The sequence below is a fragment of the Marinobacter aromaticivorans genome, assembly GCF_002806975.1.
Lineage (GTDB): Bacteria > Pseudomonadota > Gammaproteobacteria > Pseudomonadales > Oleiphilaceae > Marinobacter > Marinobacter aromaticivorans.
Genome location: NZ_NIHD01000015.1, coordinates 1 through 21,245, shown reverse-complemented (window position 1 = coordinate 21,245; position 21,245 = coordinate 1). Strand labels below are relative to the sequence as shown.

20 protein-coding genes are annotated in these 21,245 nt (G+C 56.1%); 11 read left to right on the top strand and 9 right to left on the bottom strand.

What is annotated here, in order from left to right; translation table 11 throughout:
- Positions 1–389 precede the first annotated feature (389 nt).
- A complete protein-coding gene (locus CDH48_RS19460; protein WP_227521136.1) occupies positions 390–800 on the top strand; it encodes a fibronectin type III domain-containing protein in 411 nt (136 codons plus the stop codon).
- A gap of 45 nt (positions 801–845) precedes the next feature.
- Here the strand turns inward: CDH48_RS19460 and CDH48_RS16570 are convergent, their stop codons facing one another.
- From CDH48_RS16570 to CDH48_RS16555, 4 genes are all read right to left on the bottom strand, one after another.
- Positions 846–3,413 (bottom strand): CHASE2 domain-containing protein, encoded by a 2,568-nt coding sequence (locus tag CDH48_RS16570; protein ID WP_100689853.1) that lies wholly within the window; start codon positions 3,411–3,413, stop codon positions 846–848.
- 29 nt (positions 3,414–3,442) lie between these two features.
- The gene (locus tag CDH48_RS16565) at positions 3,443–5,080 is read right to left on the bottom strand and encodes a FecR domain-containing protein (RefSeq protein WP_100689852.1); all 1,638 of its coding nucleotides are present in this window, start codon (positions 5,078–5,080) and stop codon (positions 3,443–3,445) included.
- Positions 5,073–5,837, bottom strand: a complete 765-nt coding sequence (locus tag CDH48_RS16560; protein ID WP_100689851.1) for a response regulator transcription factor — start codon at positions 5,835–5,837, stop codon at positions 5,073–5,075. The genes CDH48_RS16565 and CDH48_RS16560 overlap by 8 nt, the downstream gene beginning before the upstream one ends.
- A 128-nt stretch (positions 5,838–5,965) precedes the next feature.
- Positions 5,966–8,128 (bottom strand): DNA topoisomerase III, encoded by a 2,163-nt coding sequence (locus CDH48_RS16555; protein ID WP_100689850.1) that lies wholly within the window; start codon positions 8,126–8,128, stop codon positions 5,966–5,968.
- A gap of 223 nt (positions 8,129–8,351) precedes the next feature.
- Between CDH48_RS16555 and CDH48_RS16550 the strand changes: the two genes are divergently transcribed.
- A complete protein-coding gene (locus CDH48_RS16550; RefSeq protein WP_100689849.1) occupies positions 8,352–8,723 on the top strand; it encodes a BolA family protein in 372 nt (123 codons plus the stop codon).
- Positions 8,720–9,343: an L-threonylcarbamoyladenylate synthase gene (locus CDH48_RS16545; RefSeq protein WP_100689848.1), complete on the top strand. Its 624-nt coding sequence runs from the start codon at positions 8,720–8,722 to the stop codon at positions 9,341–9,343. Before CDH48_RS16550 ends, CDH48_RS16545 begins: the two co-directional genes overlap by 4 nt.
- Before the next feature lie 3 nt (positions 9,344–9,346).
- Here CDH48_RS16545 and CDH48_RS16540 read toward each other — a convergent pair whose 3' ends face one another.
- Positions 9,347–10,012: a hypothetical protein gene (locus CDH48_RS16540; protein ID WP_100689847.1), complete on the bottom strand. Its 666-nt coding sequence runs from the start codon at positions 10,010–10,012 to the stop codon at positions 9,347–9,349.
- Positions 10,013–10,281: 269 nt separating this feature from the next.
- Here CDH48_RS16540 and CDH48_RS16535 point away from each other — a divergent pair, with 269 nt between their 5' ends.
- Positions 10,282–11,904 (top strand): methyl-accepting chemotaxis protein, encoded by a 1,623-nt coding sequence (locus tag CDH48_RS16535; RefSeq protein ID WP_100689845.1) that lies wholly within the window; start codon positions 10,282–10,284, stop codon positions 11,902–11,904.
- Positions 11,905–11,950: 46 nt separating this feature from the next.
- On the opposite strand, the gene rnk is transcribed toward CDH48_RS16535, so the two are convergent.
- Positions 11,951–12,334, bottom strand: coding sequence for a nucleoside diphosphate kinase regulator (gene rnk, locus CDH48_RS16530; RefSeq protein ID WP_100689843.1), 384 nt, complete (start codon positions 12,332–12,334; stop codon positions 11,951–11,953).
- A 31-nt stretch (positions 12,335–12,365) separates the two neighbouring features.
- Between rnk and CDH48_RS19605 the strand changes: the two genes are divergently transcribed.
- Both CDH48_RS19605 and CDH48_RS16525 read left to right on the top strand, forming a co-directional pair.
- On the top strand, positions 12,366–12,500 hold the full coding sequence (locus CDH48_RS19605) for a hypothetical protein (RefSeq protein ID WP_264754776.1): 135 nt from the start codon (positions 12,366–12,368) through the stop codon (positions 12,498–12,500).
- A 216-nt stretch (positions 12,501–12,716) separates the two neighbouring features.
- A complete protein-coding gene (locus CDH48_RS16525; RefSeq protein ID WP_100689842.1) occupies positions 12,717–13,847 on the top strand; it encodes an aminotransferase class V-fold PLP-dependent enzyme in 1,131 nt (376 codons plus the stop codon).
- 31 nt (positions 13,848–13,878) lie between these two features.
- On the opposite strand, the gene CDH48_RS16520 is transcribed toward CDH48_RS16525, so the two are convergent.
- Positions 13,879–14,526: an MBL fold metallo-hydrolase gene (locus tag CDH48_RS16520; protein WP_100689840.1), complete on the bottom strand. Its 648-nt coding sequence runs from the start codon at positions 14,524–14,526 to the stop codon at positions 13,879–13,881.
- A gap of 67 nt (positions 14,527–14,593) precedes the next feature.
- On the bottom strand, positions 14,594–15,520 hold the full coding sequence (locus CDH48_RS16515) for a pirin family protein (RefSeq protein WP_100689839.1): 927 nt from the start codon (positions 15,518–15,520) through the stop codon (positions 14,594–14,596).
- A gap of 448 nt (positions 15,521–15,968) precedes the next feature.
- Between CDH48_RS16515 and osmF the strand changes: the two genes are divergently transcribed.
- The 5 genes from osmF to CDH48_RS16490 are packed head-to-tail and all read left to right on the top strand — an operon-like array spanning position 15,969 to position 20,310.
- On the top strand, positions 15,969–16,802 hold the full coding sequence (gene osmF, locus CDH48_RS16510) for a glycine betaine ABC transporter substrate-binding protein OsmF (RefSeq protein ID WP_264754775.1): 834 nt from the start codon (positions 15,969–15,971) through the stop codon (positions 16,800–16,802).
- 3 nt (positions 16,803–16,805) lie between these two features.
- The gene (locus tag CDH48_RS16505) at positions 16,806–17,966 is read left to right on the top strand and encodes an ABC transporter permease (protein WP_227521134.1); all 1,161 of its coding nucleotides are present in this window, start codon (positions 16,806–16,808) and stop codon (positions 17,964–17,966) included.
- The gene (locus CDH48_RS16500; protein ID WP_100689836.1) at positions 17,963–18,910 is read left to right on the top strand and encodes an ABC transporter ATP-binding protein; all 948 of its coding nucleotides are present in this window, start codon (positions 17,963–17,965) and stop codon (positions 18,908–18,910) included. Before CDH48_RS16505 ends, CDH48_RS16500 begins: the two co-directional genes overlap by 4 nt.
- The gene (locus CDH48_RS16495; protein ID WP_100689834.1) at positions 18,910–19,641 is read left to right on the top strand and encodes an ABC transporter permease; all 732 of its coding nucleotides are present in this window, start codon (positions 18,910–18,912) and stop codon (positions 19,639–19,641) included. The genes CDH48_RS16500 and CDH48_RS16495 overlap by 1 nt, the downstream gene beginning before the upstream one ends.
- 51 nt (positions 19,642–19,692) lie before the next feature.
- Positions 19,693–20,310 (top strand): hypothetical protein, encoded by a 618-nt coding sequence (locus tag CDH48_RS16490; RefSeq protein WP_100689833.1) that lies wholly within the window; start codon positions 19,693–19,695, stop codon positions 20,308–20,310.
- Between the two features lie 290 nt (positions 20,311–20,600).
- On the opposite strand, the gene CDH48_RS16485 is transcribed toward CDH48_RS16490, so the two are convergent.
- Positions 20,601–21,245: ATP-binding protein (locus CDH48_RS16485; protein WP_157807855.1), on the bottom strand; the 645-nt coding region annotated here is incomplete at its 5' end.

Sequence of the window (21,245 nt, the reverse complement as noted above, 5' to 3'; positions counted from 1 at the left end):
TTCCTGAAGTGGGACGTCAGATGTCAGTCATCAATATAGAGCGTGCGGAGGAAGTCGCCAGGGTGGATGTTGGCGATCATCCCCAGCGGGTACGCTGCCAGCATTCGCTCCCCGGCAATCGTGCAGTCTTGATACCCTTTTGCGCTGGAATACAACCCCCCGAAAATGTACAGATTAACTTTATGTTGGTCTATTTGTGCAGTTTCTTTTCCGCCGAGCAAAAAATTGCCTGATCAATCAAGGGCGCACGCCGGAACAGGCGTTTTATTACCGTTTTCTGACGGGATATTGACGAATTTTTAACTAATAAAATGACAAGCTTCACACCGATAATTCTCCGCGTTTTGTATTATTTAGCGAATTCGACGATTTATTGGTGTTAAAGTCATATGAAGCGCGTCATTAAAGTGTCAAAGGCATGGATTGCCGCGTTTGCTTTCGTTGGTCTGCTCACAGGGTGTGGTGGATCCTCTGATTCCGAAGCCGTCAGTTCAGATTTTAGATCTGCTGCTCCAGAGACAGAAAAATCTGCTGTGTTGAGCTGGAATGCCCCTGAGAGCCGTGTAAATGGCGAATACATCAAAATGGCAGAGCTGGACAAGTATATTATCCGCTACGGTCAGAACGCCGACGAACTGGATCGCAAGATTGTTATTTCCGACGCTCAGGCGAATGCGCATATGAGCCATAAAGTGACAGGGTTGGACGACGGCGTCTGGTATTTCACAATCCAGGTGCAGGATTACAACGGTTTGTTGAGCGCTCCTTCTGATGTTGTGTACAAGGAAATCAAATCCTGAATATTGCAGAGCCCGGTCGGCTCACGGGCTCCGGCCTTCCGGGCCTCAGGTCAGGGGGTCTGCAATTGGAAGTTTCAGTGTGAAGGATGAGCCTTCCCCGGGTTTGGAGGTTACGTAGATCTCGCCCCGGTGTTTTTCGATGACAGTTTTTACGAAAGAAAGGCCAAGCCCGGTACCGTGAATGCCCGCCAGTTCGCTGCTTTTCTGGCGGCGATAACGATCGAAAAGATAGGGAAGCTCTTCAGCGTCAATCCCTACGCCATCATCGTCAATCGTGAGGCAGGCCTGGTGCCCTGCGCGAAACACCTGAAGGCTTACAGCAGACCCGGGTGGGCTGTACTGAACGGCATTGGTTAACAAGTTGATCACCGCGCGCTCGAGCAATTCTGCGTTGCCTCTCAGCCATAAATCCTCGGTTCCCTGAAGCTGCAATGATATACCTTTTTCCAGCGCCTGTTCGCTCACGCTGTCCCGGGCATTTTCAACGATGGCCAGCAGCTCGCATTCATAAAAACGTGTTTCGCTCAGCTGCTCGGCACGGGCCAGTTGCACAAACTCTTCTGCAAGATGGTAGCTTCGCCGCGCCAGCCGCCCTAACTGTTCCAGCTGGCTTTGATTAATATGGCCGGGATCGCGCTTCAACTGCTCTATAAGGGCCAGTTGTGACACCAGAGGCGAACGGACATCGTGGGAAATAAAGTCTATGGCTTCCCGGTGCTGCCGTTGTTGTTCCCTGAGTTCCGAGATATCGGAGATATTGGCAATAATTCCGTATTGTGTACTGTGCGGAAGTGCGAAGGGGGCAAAATGAATGAGAAAGTCTTTTTCCCGGACTTTCAGATCTACAGTCCGGCTCTGCAGCAAGGTGAGCGTTTCAGACACGGTCTCATGCCAGGGTGGTGTTTCGCGCGGGTCGTAACCTTCAAGAAGTCGTGTCAGGGGAAGCCCGCCCAGGCTTGGCATGGGCTCTCCAAACCACTCTTCAATGTGCCCGTTGGCAAACCGGATGATGCCGAGTTCGTCCGTTACAATGATGCCATCAGGCATACGCTCGAAGCTGCGGCGAATGAATTCCTGCATGTGGTTCAGGCGATCGGTTGCCACTTTGACCCGCTCGATTCGGGCCGAAATGTTTTCCCTGGGCTGTGGTTGGATTTCAGCCGAAGTGTCGCTGGAAAGCTTCAGGCGGCTCAGGTAGCGTTGTATGGCATCGCGGCTGAGATCGTTGGGCAGGGAAAAACCCAGGGTGTAGCACGTATTGCCTCGGTAAAACCGAATCCAGCTCTGGTTGCCAGTGTGATGCCAACGCCCCGGTTCCAGTTCTGCAGGCACATCCGAAAGGTCCAGATGCCGGAGGGAAAGTACGTCTGCGTCTTCTGTCAATAACCAGCTTTGCGGCTGAAATAATGCCTGAAAATGCTCCAGAAGCTGGGTTGGCGGGCGCTTTGAGGGCTCGGGCAGTGTAATCCTCGGGCTGCGCACCAATTCATCCAGTTGCCGGTTCAGGAACCGGTTGGTCATGGCCAGACGCAAACCGCTGGCTATGGGAAACGCCAGCGCGGCAATGATCAGCGCATGAGCTACCGGCAGCCACACCCGGAATGCCCCCAGCATCACTGTGTACAGCCCGAGAATCGCCGCACCAGCCAAGATACATGCGAACACGGTGCGTATCGGGCGCATGCGGGGTAGCAGGAAGGATAAGGCCATTAGTGTGATAACGGCCAGAGCTATGCTGGCCCATGCCGGTGCCGGCTTGATAAGCAGTTTCTGCTGATAGGCAGACAGTGTACTTGCATGAAATTCCACGCCGGACATGGGCCGGCTGAGGCGTGAAAACGGTGTTGGCAGTATGTCTCCCAGCCCCGCGGCGGTAGCTCCCACGAAGACGGTTTTGCCGCGGAACAGTTCCGGTGCTGGCGGCGCGTTCAGCACGTCACTGTAGGAATAGGTGGGCAACGTGCCCGCGCCGCCGGTAAGCGGAACAATCCGGTAGTCATCCCGCACATTTACAAAGGGCGGTAAGCCGTTGATCTCCGTCTCTCGAGGGGCAGCGCCAGAGGCTGCAAGGGCGAGGCTGGGCCATAGCTGTTGTCCCATACCATTGAACAGATAAAGGCCTCGGGCGATACCGTCATGGTCGAGCTCAACATGTACATGGCCGATACCTGAGGCCGCCCTGAGGAGTGGGGCCGCCGGTAACTGTTCACTGAGCTGCATGCGGGAACTTGCAGGGGAAAGGTGTACTGGCAGGATAACCTTACCATGGGCCTGCATGGCGCGTCCCAGCGCGGCATCGTCCCGGGAGGGCTCGGTGAACAGCACGTCGAAAACGATGGTTTCTGCGCCTGATTCGTGCAGTTTGGTGATCAGCCCGGCGTGGGTGTGTCGTGGCCAGGGCCAGCGGCCCAGCTGAGCCAGGCTGAAATCATCAATCGCAACAAGGGCAATATCGGAAGAGGCGTCAGCGGGGTGGGCGAGCAATGCTGAATCCAGTAGCCAGTAATCAATACGCTGTGGCAGGGCCGTGGTTCCGGTCAGCACAAACATCAACAGGATTGCCAGGCCGAGTGTCCAAGGTGTCGTTTTTAAAGGCAGCCAATCCCGGTTCATGAATCCTGCTGTGTGTTAATTGTTCAGTGTTACTCCAGGTACAGTTCCCTCCCTGGCCCCCAGCGGCTCTGCAACGGGCCGTCGGAAAGTGCTTTCAGGCGCACAAAATACCGCCTTCCGGGAATAAGACGCAAGGCCGCTGTAGTATCCGGTAATGTGGCTTCTTTGATAACCCTTTCAAAATCCGGCTCTTCCGAGAGCTGCATCCGGTAGTTTACAGCTGTGTCGATCTTCTCCCAAAACACCCGAACCTGGCTGTCGATGTAATTGATACTGATAATCCGAACCGGCGGCAAGGTCCCGTTTACAATCAGCTTACGGGGTTCGGTGGTGGCCACGGAGTTACCGCCGGCTTCTGTAACCACTCGCCAGTAATACTGGCCCGGACTCAGGGGGCGCGAGGGCAGGGCAGATGTGTCCGGAGCCCACTCACTGGTTGCTGTCAGGTTCCGAAACGCTTCATCTTCGGCAATCTCAACCCGTGCAACCTCGTTTTCACCGTTGAGTGCCCAGCGGAATTCCGGCATGTCGTCATTGACGCTACCGCCGTTTTCAGGCGCCAGCAGGGTTGCAGCGCGGGCCCGTAAATCCACCTCGACAGGCAGAATGGCGGGCATTCCCAGCGCGCCTTGTGGGTCAAGTGCAGCCAGATGAACCCTGTACCCGCCATTGTCGAGGCGGCTGATGTCAAAGCGGTTGCCGTCGATTTCACGGCTTTCAACCCACCGCCCGCTTTCTGTTTCAAAAATATCAAGGCGATAGCGGGTGGATGCGTTCTGTTTCCAGGTCATTTCTGCCGGAAGCTGGGTGAGCACAGAGGGGAACGGATTGATTTCCGGCGCCGGGGGCATTCTGCGTATGCTCATGTTTCTGCTACTGCTGCTGTCAACCGTGGCGCTGAAACCGGCGGGTATGCGGTGGGTCCGGTTTGGGGCACCGAAATCAACGACTCCTTCGGTCACTTGCAGGCGAGTACCCTCAGGCCCGGTTTGCAGTGAAAAGGCGGTCCCACGCACGGCGGCCACGGCCGAGGGGGTTTCTATTTCAAAGCGGGCGCCACCCTCAATTACAGGCTTCACGCGGGTATGGGCTTCTCCCCGGTTCAGGCGTAGCCGGGTATCTACCATGCCGGACTTGCCGTATTGGGTCAGCCGGTTGAAAATCAGCCTGGAATTGGGTGAGAGGCGGACTTCCGAGCCGTCTGCCAGGGTGATGGTCGCTGCTCCGGCAGCCGATAGCACCTCGTCACCTACTCGCACAAGAGCGCCTTTGGTCAGGTTTTTTTTCCCGCCATCAACGCCGGATATCAGTTGCACACTGCCGGTAACCGAGGTGACCCGAGCTGGGTCAGGTTGTCTTTTCAGCCAGGACAAGGGAATGCGAAAACGGTCGCCCTCTCCCAGAGTGGCGGGGTTTTCGATCGCGTTATACTGAAGCAGGCGGGCTACGCTCTGGTTGCTGGTCAGGAGCTCTTTGGCCACTTCGGAAAAACTCTCACCGGGCTTCAGGGTGTAAGTCCACTCGGGCGCAGTCTTGCTGGCAGGGCTTGCCAGAGCCGTCGCGGAGCCACGGGTAATGGAAAGCTCCGCACTCACAGGCGCACCCATCACCAGAAAAGCCAGCACCAGAAATGCTTTGGTGAGAAATGGCATAGAGTGTTCAGTCATCCAGTATTTGTGCTTCCCGGTTCGAATCCGGGGCTTTCGCTTTCGTTAAATCTTCGTTCGCGGCTTCGCTTTTCATGGCTTCCAGGCGGTAGCCGCGCTGGTAGATCGTCTTGATACGGAAGCCGTTCTCCGGGTTCAATCCCATCCGGCGCCTGAGGCGGCTCATGTGGGTGTCAACGGTTCGGGTGTTGATATCTTTAGCCAGCCCCCAGACACGCTCCAGCAGCACCTCACGGGTGAGCAGGCGGCCCTGGTTCTGGAACAGGAACAGGAACAGGGTCAGGTCGAAGTCTTTATCGGTCAGCGTGAGCTCTTCGCCGTGCAGGCAAATGGTTCGGTGTTGGGTGTTGACTTCAAAAGGTCCGTATTGCAGCACTTCTTTCTCGTTGTCCGGATTGGCACGGCGCGCCAGGGCGTTGATACGAGCGACCAGCTCCGCGGCCCGTGCCGGCTTTGCAAGGAAGTCATCTGCGCCGGCATCCAGTGCCTCAACAATATCGGATTCGCTGTCGCGCTGGGTGAGAAATACAATGGGAACAGGCCAGTTAATTTGCGCCCTTACACTTTTCAGCACATCGATACCGGTCATATCGGGTATCTGCCAGTCAAGAATCATCAGATCGTAACTGCGGTGCAGTGCGGCACTCAGAAAACTCTGGCCGGTGGGGAAGCTGTCGCAGTGATGCCCGCGCTCAGACAGAATGGACTGGATGTGCTGCGCCTGTTCCTGTTGGTCTTCAAGCAGAGCAATGCGCATTGCGTATCTCCCGGACTAGATGATGCCTTGTTGCGATGCTGTTCCCCTCTGACATAATCAGGGTGAGAAACAGGATCTCCCGCCATATCAGTCGATTATCGCAAATTGCTGCAAGGCATTCAGTATCGTTATGTAGACTTGCGTAAGCGAATTGCTGGCTTTCCGTTGTCGTCATTCAGTGTTTGTCGGCAGGCCGGGAAATTACTGCAGCCCCAGAACCAGCCTTTTTTGCCGTTCCGGCGAACGAGCGGGGAAAAACAGTGGGGGCAGGGCACAGGTTTTTGCCCGGTGCCATCTGCCGGGTTGGCGTCTTCAAGCGGGCGGGTTCCCCGGCAGTCAGGGTATCGGGTGCAGGCAAAGAAATGACCGAACTTGCCGTTTCGCTCTGTCATGGGTGCCCGGCATTTGGGGCAGTTCGGCAATGTGGTTTGTGGCGCTGCTGCCGGCGTTTCAGCCTTGGTGCCAATGAACAGGCGGATTTCTGTTTTCAGTGCCTCGAGAAATTGCCTGGGGTCGCCTTCACCTCTGCGTATGGCTTCCAGAGTTGCTTCCCAGACTGCCGTTCTGTCGGGCTTACTGACAGATTCCGGCAGAGCCCCGATCAGCGTTTTTCCTTTGTCGGTCGCACGAATGTGCCGGCTGTCCCGGTACAGATAGTCCCGCTTGAACAGGGTGTCGATAATGCTCGCGCGGGTCGCTTCTGTGCCCAGGCCGTCCGTTTCCCTCAGGGTTTTCCGAAGCTCCGGGTCGGTTACAAACCGGGCAATGTTGGTCATCGCCGAGAGCAGCGTCGCATCGGTGAAGTGCTGGGGTGGCTGGGTTTTTCGCTCGTTTACGGTGCTGTCTTCGCAGAATACCGGTTCACCCTTGCCCAGGCGTGGCAGTGGGGGTTTTTCAGTTTCTTTGTTGTTGTCCCGGAGTTTTAACTCCAGAGCCTTCCAGCCGGGTTCCAGCACGGCAGTTTCAGTGGCACGGAACCGGTGTTCTGCAACCTGCACGGTCAACCGGCCTTCGCGGTGTATGGCATCTGCGAGAAACTGCATCAGATAATAACGGCTGACAAGATCGTAGATTTTCTGTTCAGCATCACTGAGCCGGCCATTGGGTGCCGTTCGGCTGGTGGGAATAATGGCGTGGTGGGCATCTACTTTTTTATCGTTCCAGGCAGCTGTTTTGCGGTTGAAATCGGCCTGATTACAGGTTTCAGCCAGGTCTGGCAGAACGCGGCCGATAGCACCCGCGATTTGTTCGCGCTGGGCAAAATGGCCTTCAGGCAGGTGTCGGCAGTCGGAACGGGGGTAGGTGATCAGCTGGTGGCGTTCGTAAAGATTTTGCGCCGTGTCCAGTACGTCTTTCGCTCCCATGCGAAACAGGCGCCCCGCTTCGATTTGCAACGCCGACAGGGATAAAGGCAAGGGCGGCGCTTCCGGGCGGTCGCGAAAGCGGGATTCAATCACCGACCCGGGCCGATGGTGAATGCTGGCGGCAATCTGCCCGGCGGTTGCGCGGTCCAGCAGGCGGTTCTCGTCGTCCAGATAATCCTGAAACTGTTCGTTCGGCAGCCATCGGGCAGTGAACGCTTGCTGGTCCGCCTCTTCTTCCTGTGCCCGGAAGCGGGCTTCTATGCGAAAGTAGGGTTTGGGCTCAAAGTTCTCGATGGTGTTGTCCCGTTCCACCACCAGGCCCAGTACCGGTGTTTGCACCCGGCCCACGGAGTAAACGCCCTTTTGCCCTTGCTGCTGGTAATTCAGCGTATAAAAACGGGTGAGGTTGATGCCATAGAGCCAGTCGGCCCGTTGCCGGGCGAGGGCAGAATGCGAGAGCCTGCGGAACTCCGAGTTGTCCCGGGGTTGCTGTATGGCTTTGGTAACGGCCGCCGGGGTCAGGTCGTTGATGAGTATGCGTTTTACCGGGGCCCGGGTTCCGAAGTAGCGGATCACTTCATCAACCAGCAGTTGACCTTCCCTGTCCGGGTCTCCGGCATGAACAATGGTATTTGCCTGCCGAATCAGGGATTCCAGTGTGTTGAGTTGCTGGCGCACGCTGTCTTTGGGGGTTAGCTGCCATGTGTCCGGGAACATGGGCAGGTCGTGCTGGCGCCATGTTTTCCACGCCGGGTTGTAGCTTCCCGGTTCGGCCGGCTCCAGCAGGTGGCCAATACACCAGCTCACGGTGGCAGCTTCGTTGCCTTTGCCACAGCGAATCCAGCCCTGGCCTTTCTGGTAGGGGCCGGGCAGGGCGGCGGCAATGGCTCTGCCGAGGCTGGGTTTTTCCGCGATGTACAGGAGCATGGCTGGGTAAGGTTTTCCGGTCTTTGGCTGGCAAGGGAATGTGGCTGTTTGGTGGATGGGTGTCAAGGTTCGGGGAAGTGCATCTTCTGTAGTAGACTGTTTGCTTTGGGGTTAGTCGGGCGCGCAGCTGGCCTTTTCAAAACACGCCGTCTTCGTACACCGGGGTGTCGCCAATCAACCCAGAGCGAATGTTGCCAGAGCGAATGTTGAGAGTTAAATAATTATGAAAATGCAGAACGCAATTGAAAGCAAGCTGAATGAGGCGTTTGACGCCAGTATTCTTCAGGTGGAGAACGAAAGCCATATGCACAGTGTGCCGCCGAACTCGGAAACGCACTTCAAGGTGACCATGGTGTCGCCGGCATTTGCGGGTCAGATGAAGGTCAAGCGGCATCAGGCTATTTACAAGGTGCTCTCTGAAGAGCTGGAGATGGCAGGTGGCGTGCATGCATTGGCACTTCATCTATACTCTCCGGAGGAGTGGGAAGCGTCCGGGCAGTCGGTGCCGGCGTCGCCGAATTGCATGGGAGGTTCCAAGGCGGATGCCCGGCCAGCGGCTTCAGGTTCGAAAAATCAGAGCGGAGGGCTTTCATGAGCCAGTTCTTTCAGATTCACCCGGAAAATCCGCAAAAACGGTTGGTCAGGCAGGCGGTTGAGATTCTTCGTAATGGCGGTGTGATTGTGTATCCCACGGACTCGGGATACGCCCTTGGGTGTCATTTGGGGGAGAAGCCGGCTGCCGACAAGATCAAGCGGATTCGCAAACTGGATGACAAGCATAATTTTACGCTGGTATGTCGTGATCTTTCGGATATCGGGGTGTATGCCAAAGTGGATAACACCCAGTACCGGCTGCTCAAGACCTTCACGCCGGGGCCTTATACCTTCATTCTGGATGCGACGAGCGAGGTGCCAAGGCGTCTGCTGAACCCGAAGCGCCGCACGATCGGAGTAAGGGTTCCCGATAACGCGATCGTTCAGGCGTTGTTGGGTGAGCTAGGCGAGCCCATCATGAGCAGCACGCTGATTTTACCGGGCGAGTCCGACCCCATGACAGATCCTTATGACATCCGGGATACGCTGGAGCATGAACTGGACCTGATTATCGACGGCGGTTTCTGTGGTATGGAGCCCACCACGGTGGTGAACTTTACGGGTGAAGTGCCGGTGGTTACCCGTGTGGGCAAGGGCGATCCGGCACCGTTTGAAACCTGATGCTCAGGCCCGGGTATTCAGGTTGAAGGCATAGGTAGAGCGGTTCTCTGCAACATTAAACTGATCAGTCCGGGCGGAGCGGCGCAGGGTGTCGTAGCGATGCACGAGGTCCTGCAGGCCGTTGAACTGCTGGTTTTCGCTGATCAGTGTGTCCAGCAGTGAATTATTGACGCCGTAAGCCTGGTTGAGCTTCAGGGCATTGTCCATAAAGTGCAGTGTCGGCTCGTTTACGCTCAGGCGGCTGAAGGCATCTGCGAAACTCCTGTTCACGTTAAGATCATTTTCAATGCGGGTACGTGCTTCTTCTGCAAGGTTTCCGCCCACTTCAATCCTGCCACCCTCATTTTTGTTAACGCTTATTTTTGAGGCCGGGTTCAGGTTGTATTCGGCAAGTTTGTGCCGCAGTGTTTCCCGGATGAAGGCAAGATCCTGCCCCACCGTTTGCTTGTAATCTGCCAGCGGCAACTTCTGCGCTTTCAGTTGTTCCTTTGCGTTCAGGAAATCCCCCGTTGGCGTAAAGCGGTCATCACCCGTACTTACGGAGGGCGCAGCCTCCGCTTTTCCAGGACCCTGATTCTTTTGTTCATTCATCCCTTTTGCGGTTGGGCGGTTTTCCAGGCTTTGCTGAAAGCGGGTGCCTGCCTGTATGAGAGATGAAAGCAATGACATGGCCAGTACTCCTCCGCCGGCAGCAGACCGCGTGCCGGAAAGTGATCGTCGATAACACCCAATAAGCATATTTCAGGCCAGTCTTAAAAGTGCCTTTCTGATCTGGGTCAGGAAATATTTGACGCGTATCTATAAAGTTAACCGCCGCTTTGCCGTCATAACAGTCAGTGTCTGGAAATTCCGGTTGGGATCTGGTGTTTGTTGGTCTTTCCGCGACACTTGCACGAATGTGCTGAAACTTTTTTGTATCGATTTTCTACCGGGTTGCTATGAAAAAACACTATTCCATCCGCTTTCTGCTGCTCGCCGCGTTGGCCGCTGCTTTTTCCCTCATTCTTGTGTTCACCGTGCTCTATAGCGCGAATGCCCAGCGTGACCATATGGAAGATTTCAGTCACAAGTATGTGGATGGTTTGGCCAAATCCTATTTTGACGGCCTGAACACCATGATGGTAACCGGCACAATCGACAATCGTGATGTACTCCGGGGCAAAGTGATGGCTTCGGAGAATGTTCTGGATGTGAGGGTGATTCGCAGTGACCAGATGAACCAGATGTTTGGCAGTGGCTTGCAGGCGGAACAGGCGCGTGATTCCGACGACAAAAAAGCCCTCGCAGGGCAGAGGATTGAGCGCTACTCAAGCAACGGCGAGGGGCGCGTTTACACGCTGATTGATCCGGTGATTGCCCGGGAGGACTATCAGGGTGTGAATTGTCTGGGCTGCCACCAGGCCCGGGAAGGCGATGTGCTGGGAGCCATTCGTGTGGATTATTCTCTTGCCGAAAGCGACGACCGGCTGCATCGGCAGCTGTTTGCCAGCGGCGGTATTCAGGCGGCTATCTTTGCTGCGGTATTTTTTCTGACGGGGCTGGTTTTGAACCGTCTGGTTTTTTCCCGGTTGCGCAGGCTCCAGAGGAGTATGGACCAGATATCCGGAAACTCCGATCTCACCATCGAGCTGGACGTGTCCCGCAACGACGAAATAGGCTCTGTCTCACTGGCGTTCAACCGTATGATGGCAAAAATCCGGGAGAGCATGCACACGGTTATGGATAACGCTGCAAGAGTGGAAGAGGCGGCTCGCAGTATTGCTGCAAAAGCCGAAACCACCGGCAATGAGGTGATGGCGCAGAAAGACAATACCGACCAGGTTGCCAGTGCAACCACAGAAATGGCCGCATCGGCTGTGCAGGTGCGGGAAAACGCCAATCATACAACCTGCAAATCGGCAGAGACAGCCGAGTCTGCGAGCAGCGGCGAGCAACTGGCACGTGCGGCAGTAGAAGGTATCGAGGCGCTCAACACCGAGGTTCAGGGCGGCGCCAAACGGATCGAGGATCTGAACCAGCGCACCAGCCAGATGGCGAGCATGCTGGAAGAAATTTCCAACATTGCAGAGCAGACCAATTTGCTCGCCCTGAACGCGGCTATTGAAGCAGCCAGAGCAGGGGAGCAGGGCCGTGGCTTTTCGGTGGTTGCTGATGAAGTGCGTGCGCTGGCTTCCCGCACACAGGTTTCCACAGAAGAAATCCGCAGTACCATTAACGGCCTCAGAAGCGAGGTGGTCGATTGTGTGGCCACAATGCGCCATGCTTCGGATATGGCGGGGCATCAGGTAGAGGCCATTCTGAAAGTGGAATCCGAGTTGCAGAGCATTGCTGCGGCGGTACGGGAAATCGCATCGCTCAACGAAGAGATGGAAAGTGCGGCCAACGAGCAAAGCGATGTATCCGAGGCCATTAATCAGAACGTGATTGAAATCAGCCGTTCTGCAGAGCAGGCGTCAACAGATGCTCAGGAAACTGCCGGTATTGCGGGGGATTTGCTTGTGATGGCAGAGGCGCTCAGGGAAACCATTGAGCAGTTCCGGCTATACCGGGACAACAGCTGACGGGACGGCGTTTTTGCAGGCCGCTCCCGTAATCTGTTCCCGGCAATCAGTTCTGCCGGGTAACGTTAATGATCTTCAGATGGATATTATTGCGGCCACGGATTGGCCACTCGATGGATTCCCCCACCGAAAGCCCGAGCAGGGCTGAACCCGCCGGCGCGAGAATGGAAATCTTGCCTTCCCCGGTGCCCACTTCGTGCGGATAAACCAGAGTCAGTTCGTGCTCCTGGCCGCTGTCCTCGTTCCGGAAACGGACAGTGGAATTCATGGTTACTACGTCGTCTGGCATTTCTGCCAGCGGCACCAGCGTGGCGCGGCTAAGCTCATCATCCAGGCCGTCCGCAACATCGGAATCACCCTGTTTTTCAATCAGGGTCGTCAAGCGGTTGAAATCTTCTTCAGCAACCAGTATTGCCGGCATATCAGACATAGTAATCTCCATAAAAAAGGTAACAGATAATTTGAAAATTCAGGATTCAGGCGCCGAATCCGGCGTTTCTTCAGCGGATTCAGCGAGAAAAGAGAAAAGCGGGCAACGCACCAGCAGTGCCTGCCTGAAAGCAGATACTGGAGAACTGGAAAGAAATGGTCTCTGAGAAAAACGCTCTCACAGGCTCACCCGATGCGTTAGCTGGATAAATAAAAAAGGAAAAGCGGGAGCATGCCCGCTTTGTTCAATTTATAAGCTTTTGTCGGGTTCCACAAGTGGGCGTGCAGAAAACATGAAAAATAAAGCGCAGAGCACCGTATTTGCTAATATGTCTGCACAACGAATCACTCACAGCCTGCACCAGGTAAGGAATTGATCGCCAATGTCCAAACTGTATCCTTCTGTTGACCCCGACGGACTACTGGAATACTCCGTGGTTTTTAACGACCGCTCACTGAACCACATGTCTGTACCATTCCAGCAGGTGATGCGGGATATTTCCTCCACCATGCGGCAAGTGTATAACGCCAGTGGGGCGGTTATTGTGCCCGGTGGCGGCAGTTTCGGGATGGAAGCTGTGGCGCGCCAGTTTGCAAATGGCGAACACTGCCTTGTGATTCGCAACGGCTGGTTCAGTTACCGTTGGTCGCAAATCCTCGAAGCAGGCCGTATCACCGACAGTGTGACCGTGCTCAAGGCACAGGCCTCGGATGAATCCCATCAGGCAGCTTATGCCCCGGTTTCTGCCGAAGATGTTGCGGCACGCATCCGCGAAGAAAAGCCTGCAGTTGTGTTCGTGCCCCATGTAGAAACCGCTGCCGGTATCGTGCTGCCGGACGATTACCTGAAAACCATTGGCGAAGCCGTCAAAGACGTCAATGGCTTGTTCGTGCTGGATTGCGTTGCCTCCGGCGCTTTGTGGGTAGACACTGCAGCCTGTGGCGTGGACGTGCTGATCAGTGCGCCCCAGAAAGGCTGGAGTGCCTCACCGTGTGCCGCGCTTATCACGCTGAGCGAGCGTGCCATAGCGCGCATGGAAGAAACCACCAGCAGCAGCTTTGCAGGCGACTTGCGCAAATGGTCGCAGATTATGCAGGCCTATGAGTCTGGCAATCACGCTTACCATGCCACCATGCCTACCGATACTCTGGCGGTACTGCGTGACGCTATGCTCGAGACCCTGGAAACCGGTCCGGATCTGCTGTATCAGCGCCAGGTAGAGCTGGGCAACCGGGTGCGCGAGCTGTTTTACAGTGCCGGCTTCAAAAGCGCTGCCGCTCCGGGCTTTGAATCGCCCAGCGTGGTGGTTCTGCACACGGATGACATCAATATCCATAACACCAGTCTGTTCCGCGAACAGGGCCTGCAAACGGCAGCCGGCGTGCCCCTGATGTGCGGTGAGCCGGAGGGCTTTCGCACTTTCCGCATGGGGCTGTTTGGTCTGGAAAAGCTGAACAATGTGGACCGGACAGTGGAGAACCTGAGAGTGGCTTTGACGGCGATTTGCGGCTAGAAATCCTTGTTCCTGGAGACCGGTGGGCTTCTCAGCCCCGATGATCGGAAACAAAGGGGTTGCTTGCCCGCTCCCGACCGAAGGTAGACATGGGGCCGTGCCCGGGAATGAACGCAACCTCGTCGCCCAGAGGGAACAGCTTTTCCCGGATCGAGCGGACCAGGGTTCCGTGATCGCCCTTGGGGAAATCTGTGCGACCGATGGAGCCATGGAACAGCACATCGCCCACCAGTGCCAAAGCGGATTCCCTGTGGAAGAAAACCACGTGCCCGGGAGTATGGCCGGGGCAGTGGAGCACATCCAGAATCTGCTTGCCCACCGTTACCTGCTGCCCATCCTCCAGCCAGCGGTCCGGGGTGAAAACCTCCGGTGCCGGAAACCCGAACATCTGGGCCTGCTGGGGCAGGCCGACAATCCAGAAGTTGTCTTCCTTATGCGGCCCCTCAATAGGAACACCCAGGGTTTTGGAAAGCTCCGCCGTACCGCCGGCATGATCAATATGGGCATGGGTCAACAGAATCTTCTCGACAGTAACGCCCTCCTGATCAATCGCAGAACGAATCCGCGCCAGATCCCCGCCCGGGTCCACCACAGCAGCCTTGCGGGTTTCCTCGCACCAGATCAAAGAGCAATTTTGCTGAAAAGGCGTGACCGGGATAATTTTGTATTTTAATGACATACCGTTCCTCAGATAAACCGGGGGAATTACATGCGTTCTTTCCAACAGCCAAGTGGGCAGAGCCCGTTCATTCCGGCAGCGGAATAAACTCCTTCTCGTCACCCACCACCTTGGGGAAGACCTGGGCTTTCCAGTCAGACTTCGCCTGCCTGATGCGTTCGCGGCGGCTGGATACAAAGTTCCATTCCATATAGCGAGTACCCGGATTTTGCCCGCCGATAATTGCAATGCGGGCATCCCGTGTCGCCGTCAGTTTGATACCGGGTGCGTTCGAGAGCACAGCCATGGCGTACTCAGGTATTGACGTCCCACCAGAGGTTAACTCACCTTCCGCCACGTAAACGGCGCGTTCTTCCGCATCCGGCACCTTGATACTTTGGCCGGCGCGAAGGTGCGCCTCCACGTAGAGCGTATCCGCATACACCTTCACCGGCGAGGACACCCCGAAGGCACTGCCCATCATCACACGAATCGGCACGTCATCAACCTCAATACGGGGAAGGTCGGCACCCGGGTAGTGGTAAAACACCGGATCCATCTCTTCCGCAGCCTCGGGAAGAGCCAGCCAGAGCTGAAGACCATTGAGGCGATGTACCCTTTGCGTGACCTCCGGACGCTCCCGTTCGGAATGGGTAATGCCCTTGCCGGCGACCATGAGATTGACATCCCCGGGGCGGATAGGCTGGAGGCTGCCCAGCGAATCCCGGTGCAGTATCTCACCCTCAAACAGATAAGTGACCGTGGCCAGGTTGATATGTGGGTGTGGCAGCACATTGATGCCATCGCCGGCGGCAAACTCGGCCGGCCCCATGTGATCGAAGAAAACCCAGGGCCCGACCATGCGGCGTTGTCTGGTGGGCAGCAGGCGCCTGACCGAGAAGCCGCCAATATCCCGGTCCCGGGGCTCAATCAACAGCTCGACCGCCTTGCACCCTGCCGGCTTGATACAATCCTGTTCAAAGGCTTCATCTGGCTTCAGTGCGTGTGTACTCATGGCTTTTCTCCTGCCTGCAATTGCCGTGGCCAGTCAACCGGGGCTGCGACCAGTCTGGCGGTGAGTTCATAGAGCATGTCACAGTGGGTTCAGTCAAAGTGAACCTGTCGAAAATAGCACTTTTGTTGTGGTATTTGCAGATCTGACCGTCGAATGCCGCTCTGAGTTGAGCCAATGCGACAGGGTGGGCCGCAAGAGCCAAATGGATTTTTTGGTCTACCATATAATAAAGTCATACAACTCAATGAACTTTGGGTTGCCCCGTGCGGCCCAATGACAAAGGGGAATGCCTGTGTTTCTGCCAAATTCCGGAACATGTCGAGTAAAGCGTGAATATAGAGCCCTGGCCCAGCACAGATCGTGTCGCGGGCTTTCACAATCGTTGCTGCGGTGCCTTGCTCTTGCGTTGCTGTGTGTGACGGGCGCTGTTTCTGCCAAGGAGCCGGTGGTGGTTTCCTCAAAAATCGACACGGAAGGCGGCGTTCTCGGCCAGATGATTCTGCAGCGCCTGGAGCGTGCGGATATTGCGGTGGAAAACAGATTGCAGCTTGGCAGTACCAGCATTGTACGCAGTGCAATCAAAGCCGGGGAGATTGACCTTTATCCGGAGTACACCGGCAACGCCGCATTCTTTTACGACAAAGCAGACAGCCCGGTGTGGAAAGATGCTGAAAAGGCTTACAACATGGCAGCCGAGCTTGATCTCAAAGCTGAGGATATTGTCTGGCTCACCCCTGCGAACGCCAACAACACCTGGGCCATGAGCGTGCGTGGCGACCTGGCCGAAAAGCACAATCTTAAAACCCTGGAGGATCTGGCGGATTATATTAACGCTGGTGAAGCCTTTAAATTTGCGGCCAGTGCCGAATTTGTCGAATCGCCCAGCGCCCTGCCGGCGTTCCAGAAAGCCTACGGGTTCAAGTTGACGTCTGATCAGCTTCTTATTCTCTCTGGTGGCAACACCGCAGCCACCCTGCGGGCAGCTGCAATCAATTCCAATGACGTTAATGGGGCCATGGCTTATGGCACGGATGGCGGGCTCAATGCCCTGGGCCTGAAAGTGATGGAGGATACCAAAGGCGTGCAGCCGGTCTATCAGCCGACACCCATCATCAGAGGGAGCGTATTGAAGCAATACCCGCAAATACGCTCGCTGCTGAAGCCCGTGTTTGAATCCCTTGATCTGGAAACGCTGCAGGCGCTGAATGCGAAGGTGGCGGTTGAAGGAGCTCCTGCAGAGGCCGTGGCCCGGGACTATCTGGAAAGCCTTGGCCTGGATTGACCCGTGCCCTCATCATCAAGGCTACCAAACCGTGTAATACCCGCCTTGGCGCTGGCTGCATTTGCATGCATGTGGTTGCTGGATCTCGGTGTGGTACAGCCCAACCGCATTGTGTCTGGCACCGGTTACGGCCTTTATGCTGCAACCGGTTGGCTCGGGGCAGGGGTTGTATCGTCCCTGCTGGTGGCTGCGGTTGTGCTCGCAACAAAGCCCATACACAACCGTTTTTGGATGCTGGCATTATTGTTGACCACCGCACTGATGGCCCAGCCGTTGTTGCTTGAAGTGTTTGCGCTGCGCAAACTTCCGGAGGATTCCGAGTATGCCCGGATTGGTATAGGTGCCGGGTTCTGGTGTCTGGCCTTTTTTCTGGCCCTGATGCTGCTGGAAACACTGGGGCAGCTCAAAGCATCCCGCCGCCTGCAGTTATCAGCGGTACTACTGATTGTTGCTGGGTGGTGGTTCTGCGCCACCCGTGAAGGGCTGTCCAGCCTGTCGCTTATCCGTGAGTATGCCAACCGGGCGGATCAGTTTACCCAGGCCCTGGCCATACATTTGTCATTGTCGCTGGGTGCTGTTGCTATCAGCCTGGTGCTGGCTTTCGGCCTGGCCCTGGCCATGGTGAGGCGGGAACGGCTGCGCCGGCCTCTGCTGGGCTTGGTCAGTTTTATGCAGACCATTCCCAGCCTGGCACTTTTCGGCCTGCTGATTGCGCCTTTGGGGGCATTATCCGCAGCCTTTCCCTTCCTTCAGACACTCGGCATACGGGGCATTGGCTGGGCGCCCGCGATGCTGGCGCTGATTGCCTATAGCCTGCTGCCGATCATGCGCAATACCTATGTGGCTTTGATGGAAGTCCCCGAGCCTGTGGTCGATGCCGGGCGTGGCATGGGAATGAGCGAGCGCCAGATATTTGTGCAGGTAAAGCTGCCTCTGGCCTTACCGGTCATTATTGAAGGCGTGAGAATTACAACAATACAGGCCATCGGCCTGACCGCGGTTGCTGCGTTGATCGGTGCCGGGGGGTTTGGAACCTTTATTTTTCAGGGGCTGGGCCAGGCGGCTATGGATCTGGTGCTGCTTGGTGCTTTGCCCACAGTCTTCCTGGCATTGGCGGCCGATGCCATTTTATCTGCATTGAAATTCCAGGGGGCATCAAGGTGATTGAGCTGAAAGGCGTCACTCGACGGTTCGGCGACGTCGTGGCGGTTGATAATATCGATTTGACCATAGAAACCGGTGAAGTCTGCGTTCTTGTGGGCAGTTCCGGTTGTGGTAAATCCACCACCCTACGGATGATCAATCGTCTTCTGCCTCGCACCAGCGGCGAAATTCTAGTGGATGGTGAGGACATCAACAAAGCCGACCCCGAGGCACTGCGGCTGAATATGGGTTACGCTATACAGAGCACCGGGTTGTTCCCCCACTGGACGGTCGCCCGTAATATCGGCGTGGTGCCCGACCTGCTTAAATGGCCAAGCCGCAAACGCGATGAGCGGGTAAATGAATTGCTAACTCTGCTGGGGCTGGACCCGGCAACCGATGCCCACAAATACCCCCATCAGCTCTCCGGTGGCCAGGCCCAGCGCGTTGGCGTGGCGCGAGCGCTGGCAGGGGATCCCAATATTCTCCTGATGGATGAGCCTTTCGGCGCACTGGATGCCATCACCCGGGAAAATCTGCAGCAGGAAATGCTGCGCATCCAGAGACAACTCAATAAAACCACTGTGTTTGTGACCCACGATATTGATGAGGCCCTGAAACTGGCTACCCGTATCGCAGTGATGGATCAGGGGCGGATTATCCAGCACGATACGCCAGAGGCGATTCTTCGGCGGCCCGCATCAGCCTTTGTAGAAAATCTGATAGGCAAGGGTGATCGCGGCCTGAAACTCCTGGCTTTGCGCACGGTAGGTGATTTGATGGAACGCTACCCACAGCCCCGGCGGCCCGAGCCTTATAGCAATGGCGTTAATGAGGCGGACAGCCTGCGGGTTGCGTTATCCGTTATGGTCTGGCAAAACTCTGCGGAACTCCCGGTTTTCAGCGAGGCTGGTGAAGAGATTGGCACAGTAAAGCGCGAACAACTTCTGCAGGGTGGAGCCTGATGCGCCTGTGGCTTGCTCCGGCTGCCTGGATTGCACTGTTGTGCGCATTAGCCGCCTTGCTCCCCGTAATGACACCGCTGTTTTCCTGGGTGGAGCCCGGCACCGACAATCTGATCTACACCAGAGACAGCTTCTATTTTCTGCTGCAGAGCCATATATGGCTTGTAGCGGTGTCTGCCACGATTGGCACTCTGGTGGCTGTGTCTGCAGGCATCTTTGTTACCCGCCCCGCCGGCAGCGATTTTTTGCCGCTGGTCAGCCAGATAGCCTCCATCGGGCAGACGGTGCCGCCCGTAGCTGTTCTGGCGCTGGCGGTGCCGGCCATGGGGTTTGGTGAAAAGCCCACACTCTTCGCGCTGGTGCTTTATGGCTTGCTTCCGATTCTGCGGAATACCCTCGCAGGGCTGGGTGGTATTAACCCGGCGGTGCTTGAAGCCGCCAAAGGAATGGGAATGTCTTCCGCACACGTGCTATTTAAAGTGGAGCTTCCTCTGGCGGGGCGGGTGATACTGGCGGGCATCCGTACCTCCGTCACCATTAACATTGCCACCGCAGCGATCGGCTCAACTATCGGCGCCCGCACATTAGGCGACCCGGTGATTGCGGGGCTGGTTAATGGTAATACTGCCTACGTATTGCAAGGCGCAATACTGATCGGCCTGCTGGCGCTGGCGACCGACAGCTTGTTTGAAGCTACAGAGCGGGCCTGGGCTCGGGCATTTTCAATCTGATTTCAGGTTGGCTGGAGAGCGAACCAAAACATCTGTTCCCTGGAGGCAGTTATGACATTTCCGGAATTTTTTGATGACGCACCTGTGGTTACTGTGCGTGACCCGCTGGCGGACCTGTTGGGCGCGGCAGAAGGCGGCGTCATAGAGTATCACTATGCCGATGCGGTAAGGCTGGCGGGGCATTCCTGCCCGACTGTTGCCGGTGCCTACTTGAGTGTTCGGGCGGCACTGAACGTGCTTTACCCGGACTCATTGCCTGAGCGCGGTGGCATCCTGGTGCACATGCCCGCCCCGGAAACAGAGGGCACTATCGGGGTTGTCGCACAGGTGATAACACTTCTGACGGGCGCCTCAGCTCAGGGCGGGTTCAAGGGGATAGGGGGCCGCTTTGCACGCAATGGGCTGCTGAGCTTTGCTGACAAAAGTGGCGAGAATGACGGGGCCGTGCGTTTTGAGCGCATGGATACTGGCGCGGCAGTAGCCGTAAGGTTCGACGCCAGCCGGATACCCCCGGATGCATCCCAGCGCGACCGAATGCTGGCCGTTATGCAAAACCGAGAGACGCCTGAACAGCAGGTGGAGTTTGCTCGCCTCTGGCAGGCACGCGTTCGCAAAATGCTGCTGGAACACGCCGACGACCCGTCGCTGGTTCGTGTCTTCCGCCTGTAACTTTGTAATTTGCGAGTTAATCAGCAGCAGGCTTGCCGGCTTTTACCGGTATGTTTGTGTTTGATGAGGGGGTGGTGCCCCCCGGCAGGACTCTTATTTATATGTACCGAATTGTTTTTTTATAGTTATTAAAATTCATATGTTTTATATGTACCCCAAGATGTACCCCCATAACCGTTTCTGTAATTTGGAATGGTTCCCTTAAGTAATTGTCCTAGCATATGGCTAGCATAAGTACTGTTTTTTTTGACCAGTTTGAACGTGGCGGATAAAAAGCGTCAGATACAAGGCTAACCGGGAATCTCGACGGTTACCCTCAATCCCCTAGAAGTGCATGAGAAGGTAATGCTCCCACCGTATCGTTCAACTATCTCTCTTACGATGGCGAGTCCAAGGCCATGTCCGGGTGTCTGTTCATCCAGACGCAACCCGCGCTGACCCAGGCTGGATATTTCATTTGCTTTGACTCCGGGGCCATCATCAGTCACAACTATGCTGGCAATACTATTTCCTTGTGATAGAGAAAGTTCAACGCACGAGGTCGACCATTTCCCGGCATTATCGAGCAGGTTCCCCAATATTTCGTTCAGGTCATGCTCTTCAATTGGCCAACGGGATTCATCAGTGAGTGACGTTGATAACTCGAAGGACTTTTCCGGGTAAAGTCGGCCCATCATCCACAAAAGGTCGCGGGCCTGCTTTACGGGGTAGGCGCTTTTGCCCACCTGGGGCCCGGCAAACTGGCTGCGTCGCATTTCTGCTTCCAGCTGCCTGTCGATATCGCCAAGTCGCGATCCCATCTCATGCCTCAGGTCGTTATCCAGCGGGCGGCTGCTGTCTTCGAGAACCTGCCTGACTGCCGCGATGGGCGTTTTTACACTGTGAGACAGATTTGCGAGGGCCTCCCGGGAGCGCTCAAGCCGTTGATCAAGAGA

Bases quoted from the DNA above. Each gene is read 5' to 3' on its own strand.
- CDH48_RS16555 (WP_100689850.1), bottom strand. From the start codon at position 8,128: ATGCTCCTGTACATCGCGGAAAAACCCAGCCTCGGCAGAGCCATTGCC.
- CDH48_RS16535 (WP_100689845.1), top strand. From the start codon at position 10,282: ATGAAAAAACACTATTCCATCCGCTTTCTGCTGCTCGCCGCGTTGGCC.
- CDH48_RS16545 (WP_100689848.1), top strand. From the start codon at position 8,720: ATGAGCCAGTTCTTTCAGATTCACCCGGAAAATCCGCAAAAACGGTTG.
- CDH48_RS16565 (WP_100689852.1), bottom strand. From the start codon at position 5,080: ATGACTGAACACTCTATGCCATTTCTCACCAAAGCATTTCTGGTGCTG.
- CDH48_RS16490 (WP_100689833.1), top strand. From the start codon at position 19,693: ATGACATTTCCGGAATTTTTTGATGACGCACCTGTGGTTACTGTGCGT.
- CDH48_RS16495 (WP_100689834.1), top strand. From the start codon at position 18,910: ATGCGCCTGTGGCTTGCTCCGGCTGCCTGGATTGCACTGTTGTGCGCA.
- CDH48_RS19460 (WP_227521136.1), top strand. From the start codon at position 390: ATGAAGCGCGTCATTAAAGTGTCAAAGGCATGGATTGCCGCGTTTGCT.
- CDH48_RS16540 (WP_100689847.1), bottom strand. From the start codon at position 10,012: ATGTCATTGCTTTCATCTCTCATACAGGCAGGCACCCGCTTTCAGCAA.
- CDH48_RS16515 (WP_100689839.1), bottom strand. From the start codon at position 15,520: ATGAGTACACACGCACTGAAGCCAGATGAAGCCTTTGAACAGGATTGT.
- CDH48_RS16525 (WP_100689842.1), top strand. From the start codon at position 12,717: ATGTCCAAACTGTATCCTTCTGTTGACCCCGACGGACTACTGGAATAC.
- rnk (WP_100689843.1), bottom strand. From the start codon at position 12,334: ATGTCTGATATGCCGGCAATACTGGTTGCTGAAGAAGATTTCAACCGC.
- CDH48_RS16520 (WP_100689840.1), bottom strand. From the start codon at position 14,526: ATGTCATTAAAATACAAAATTATCCCGGTCACGCCTTTTCAGCAAAAT.
- CDH48_RS16570 (WP_100689853.1), bottom strand. From the start codon at position 3,413: ATGAACCGGGATTGGCTGCCTTTAAAAACGACACCTTGGACACTCGGC.
- CDH48_RS16550 (WP_100689849.1), top strand. From the start codon at position 8,352: ATGAAAATGCAGAACGCAATTGAAAGCAAGCTGAATGAGGCGTTTGAC.
- CDH48_RS16560 (WP_100689851.1), bottom strand. From the start codon at position 5,837: ATGCGCATTGCTCTGCTTGAAGACCAACAGGAACAGGCGCAGCACATC.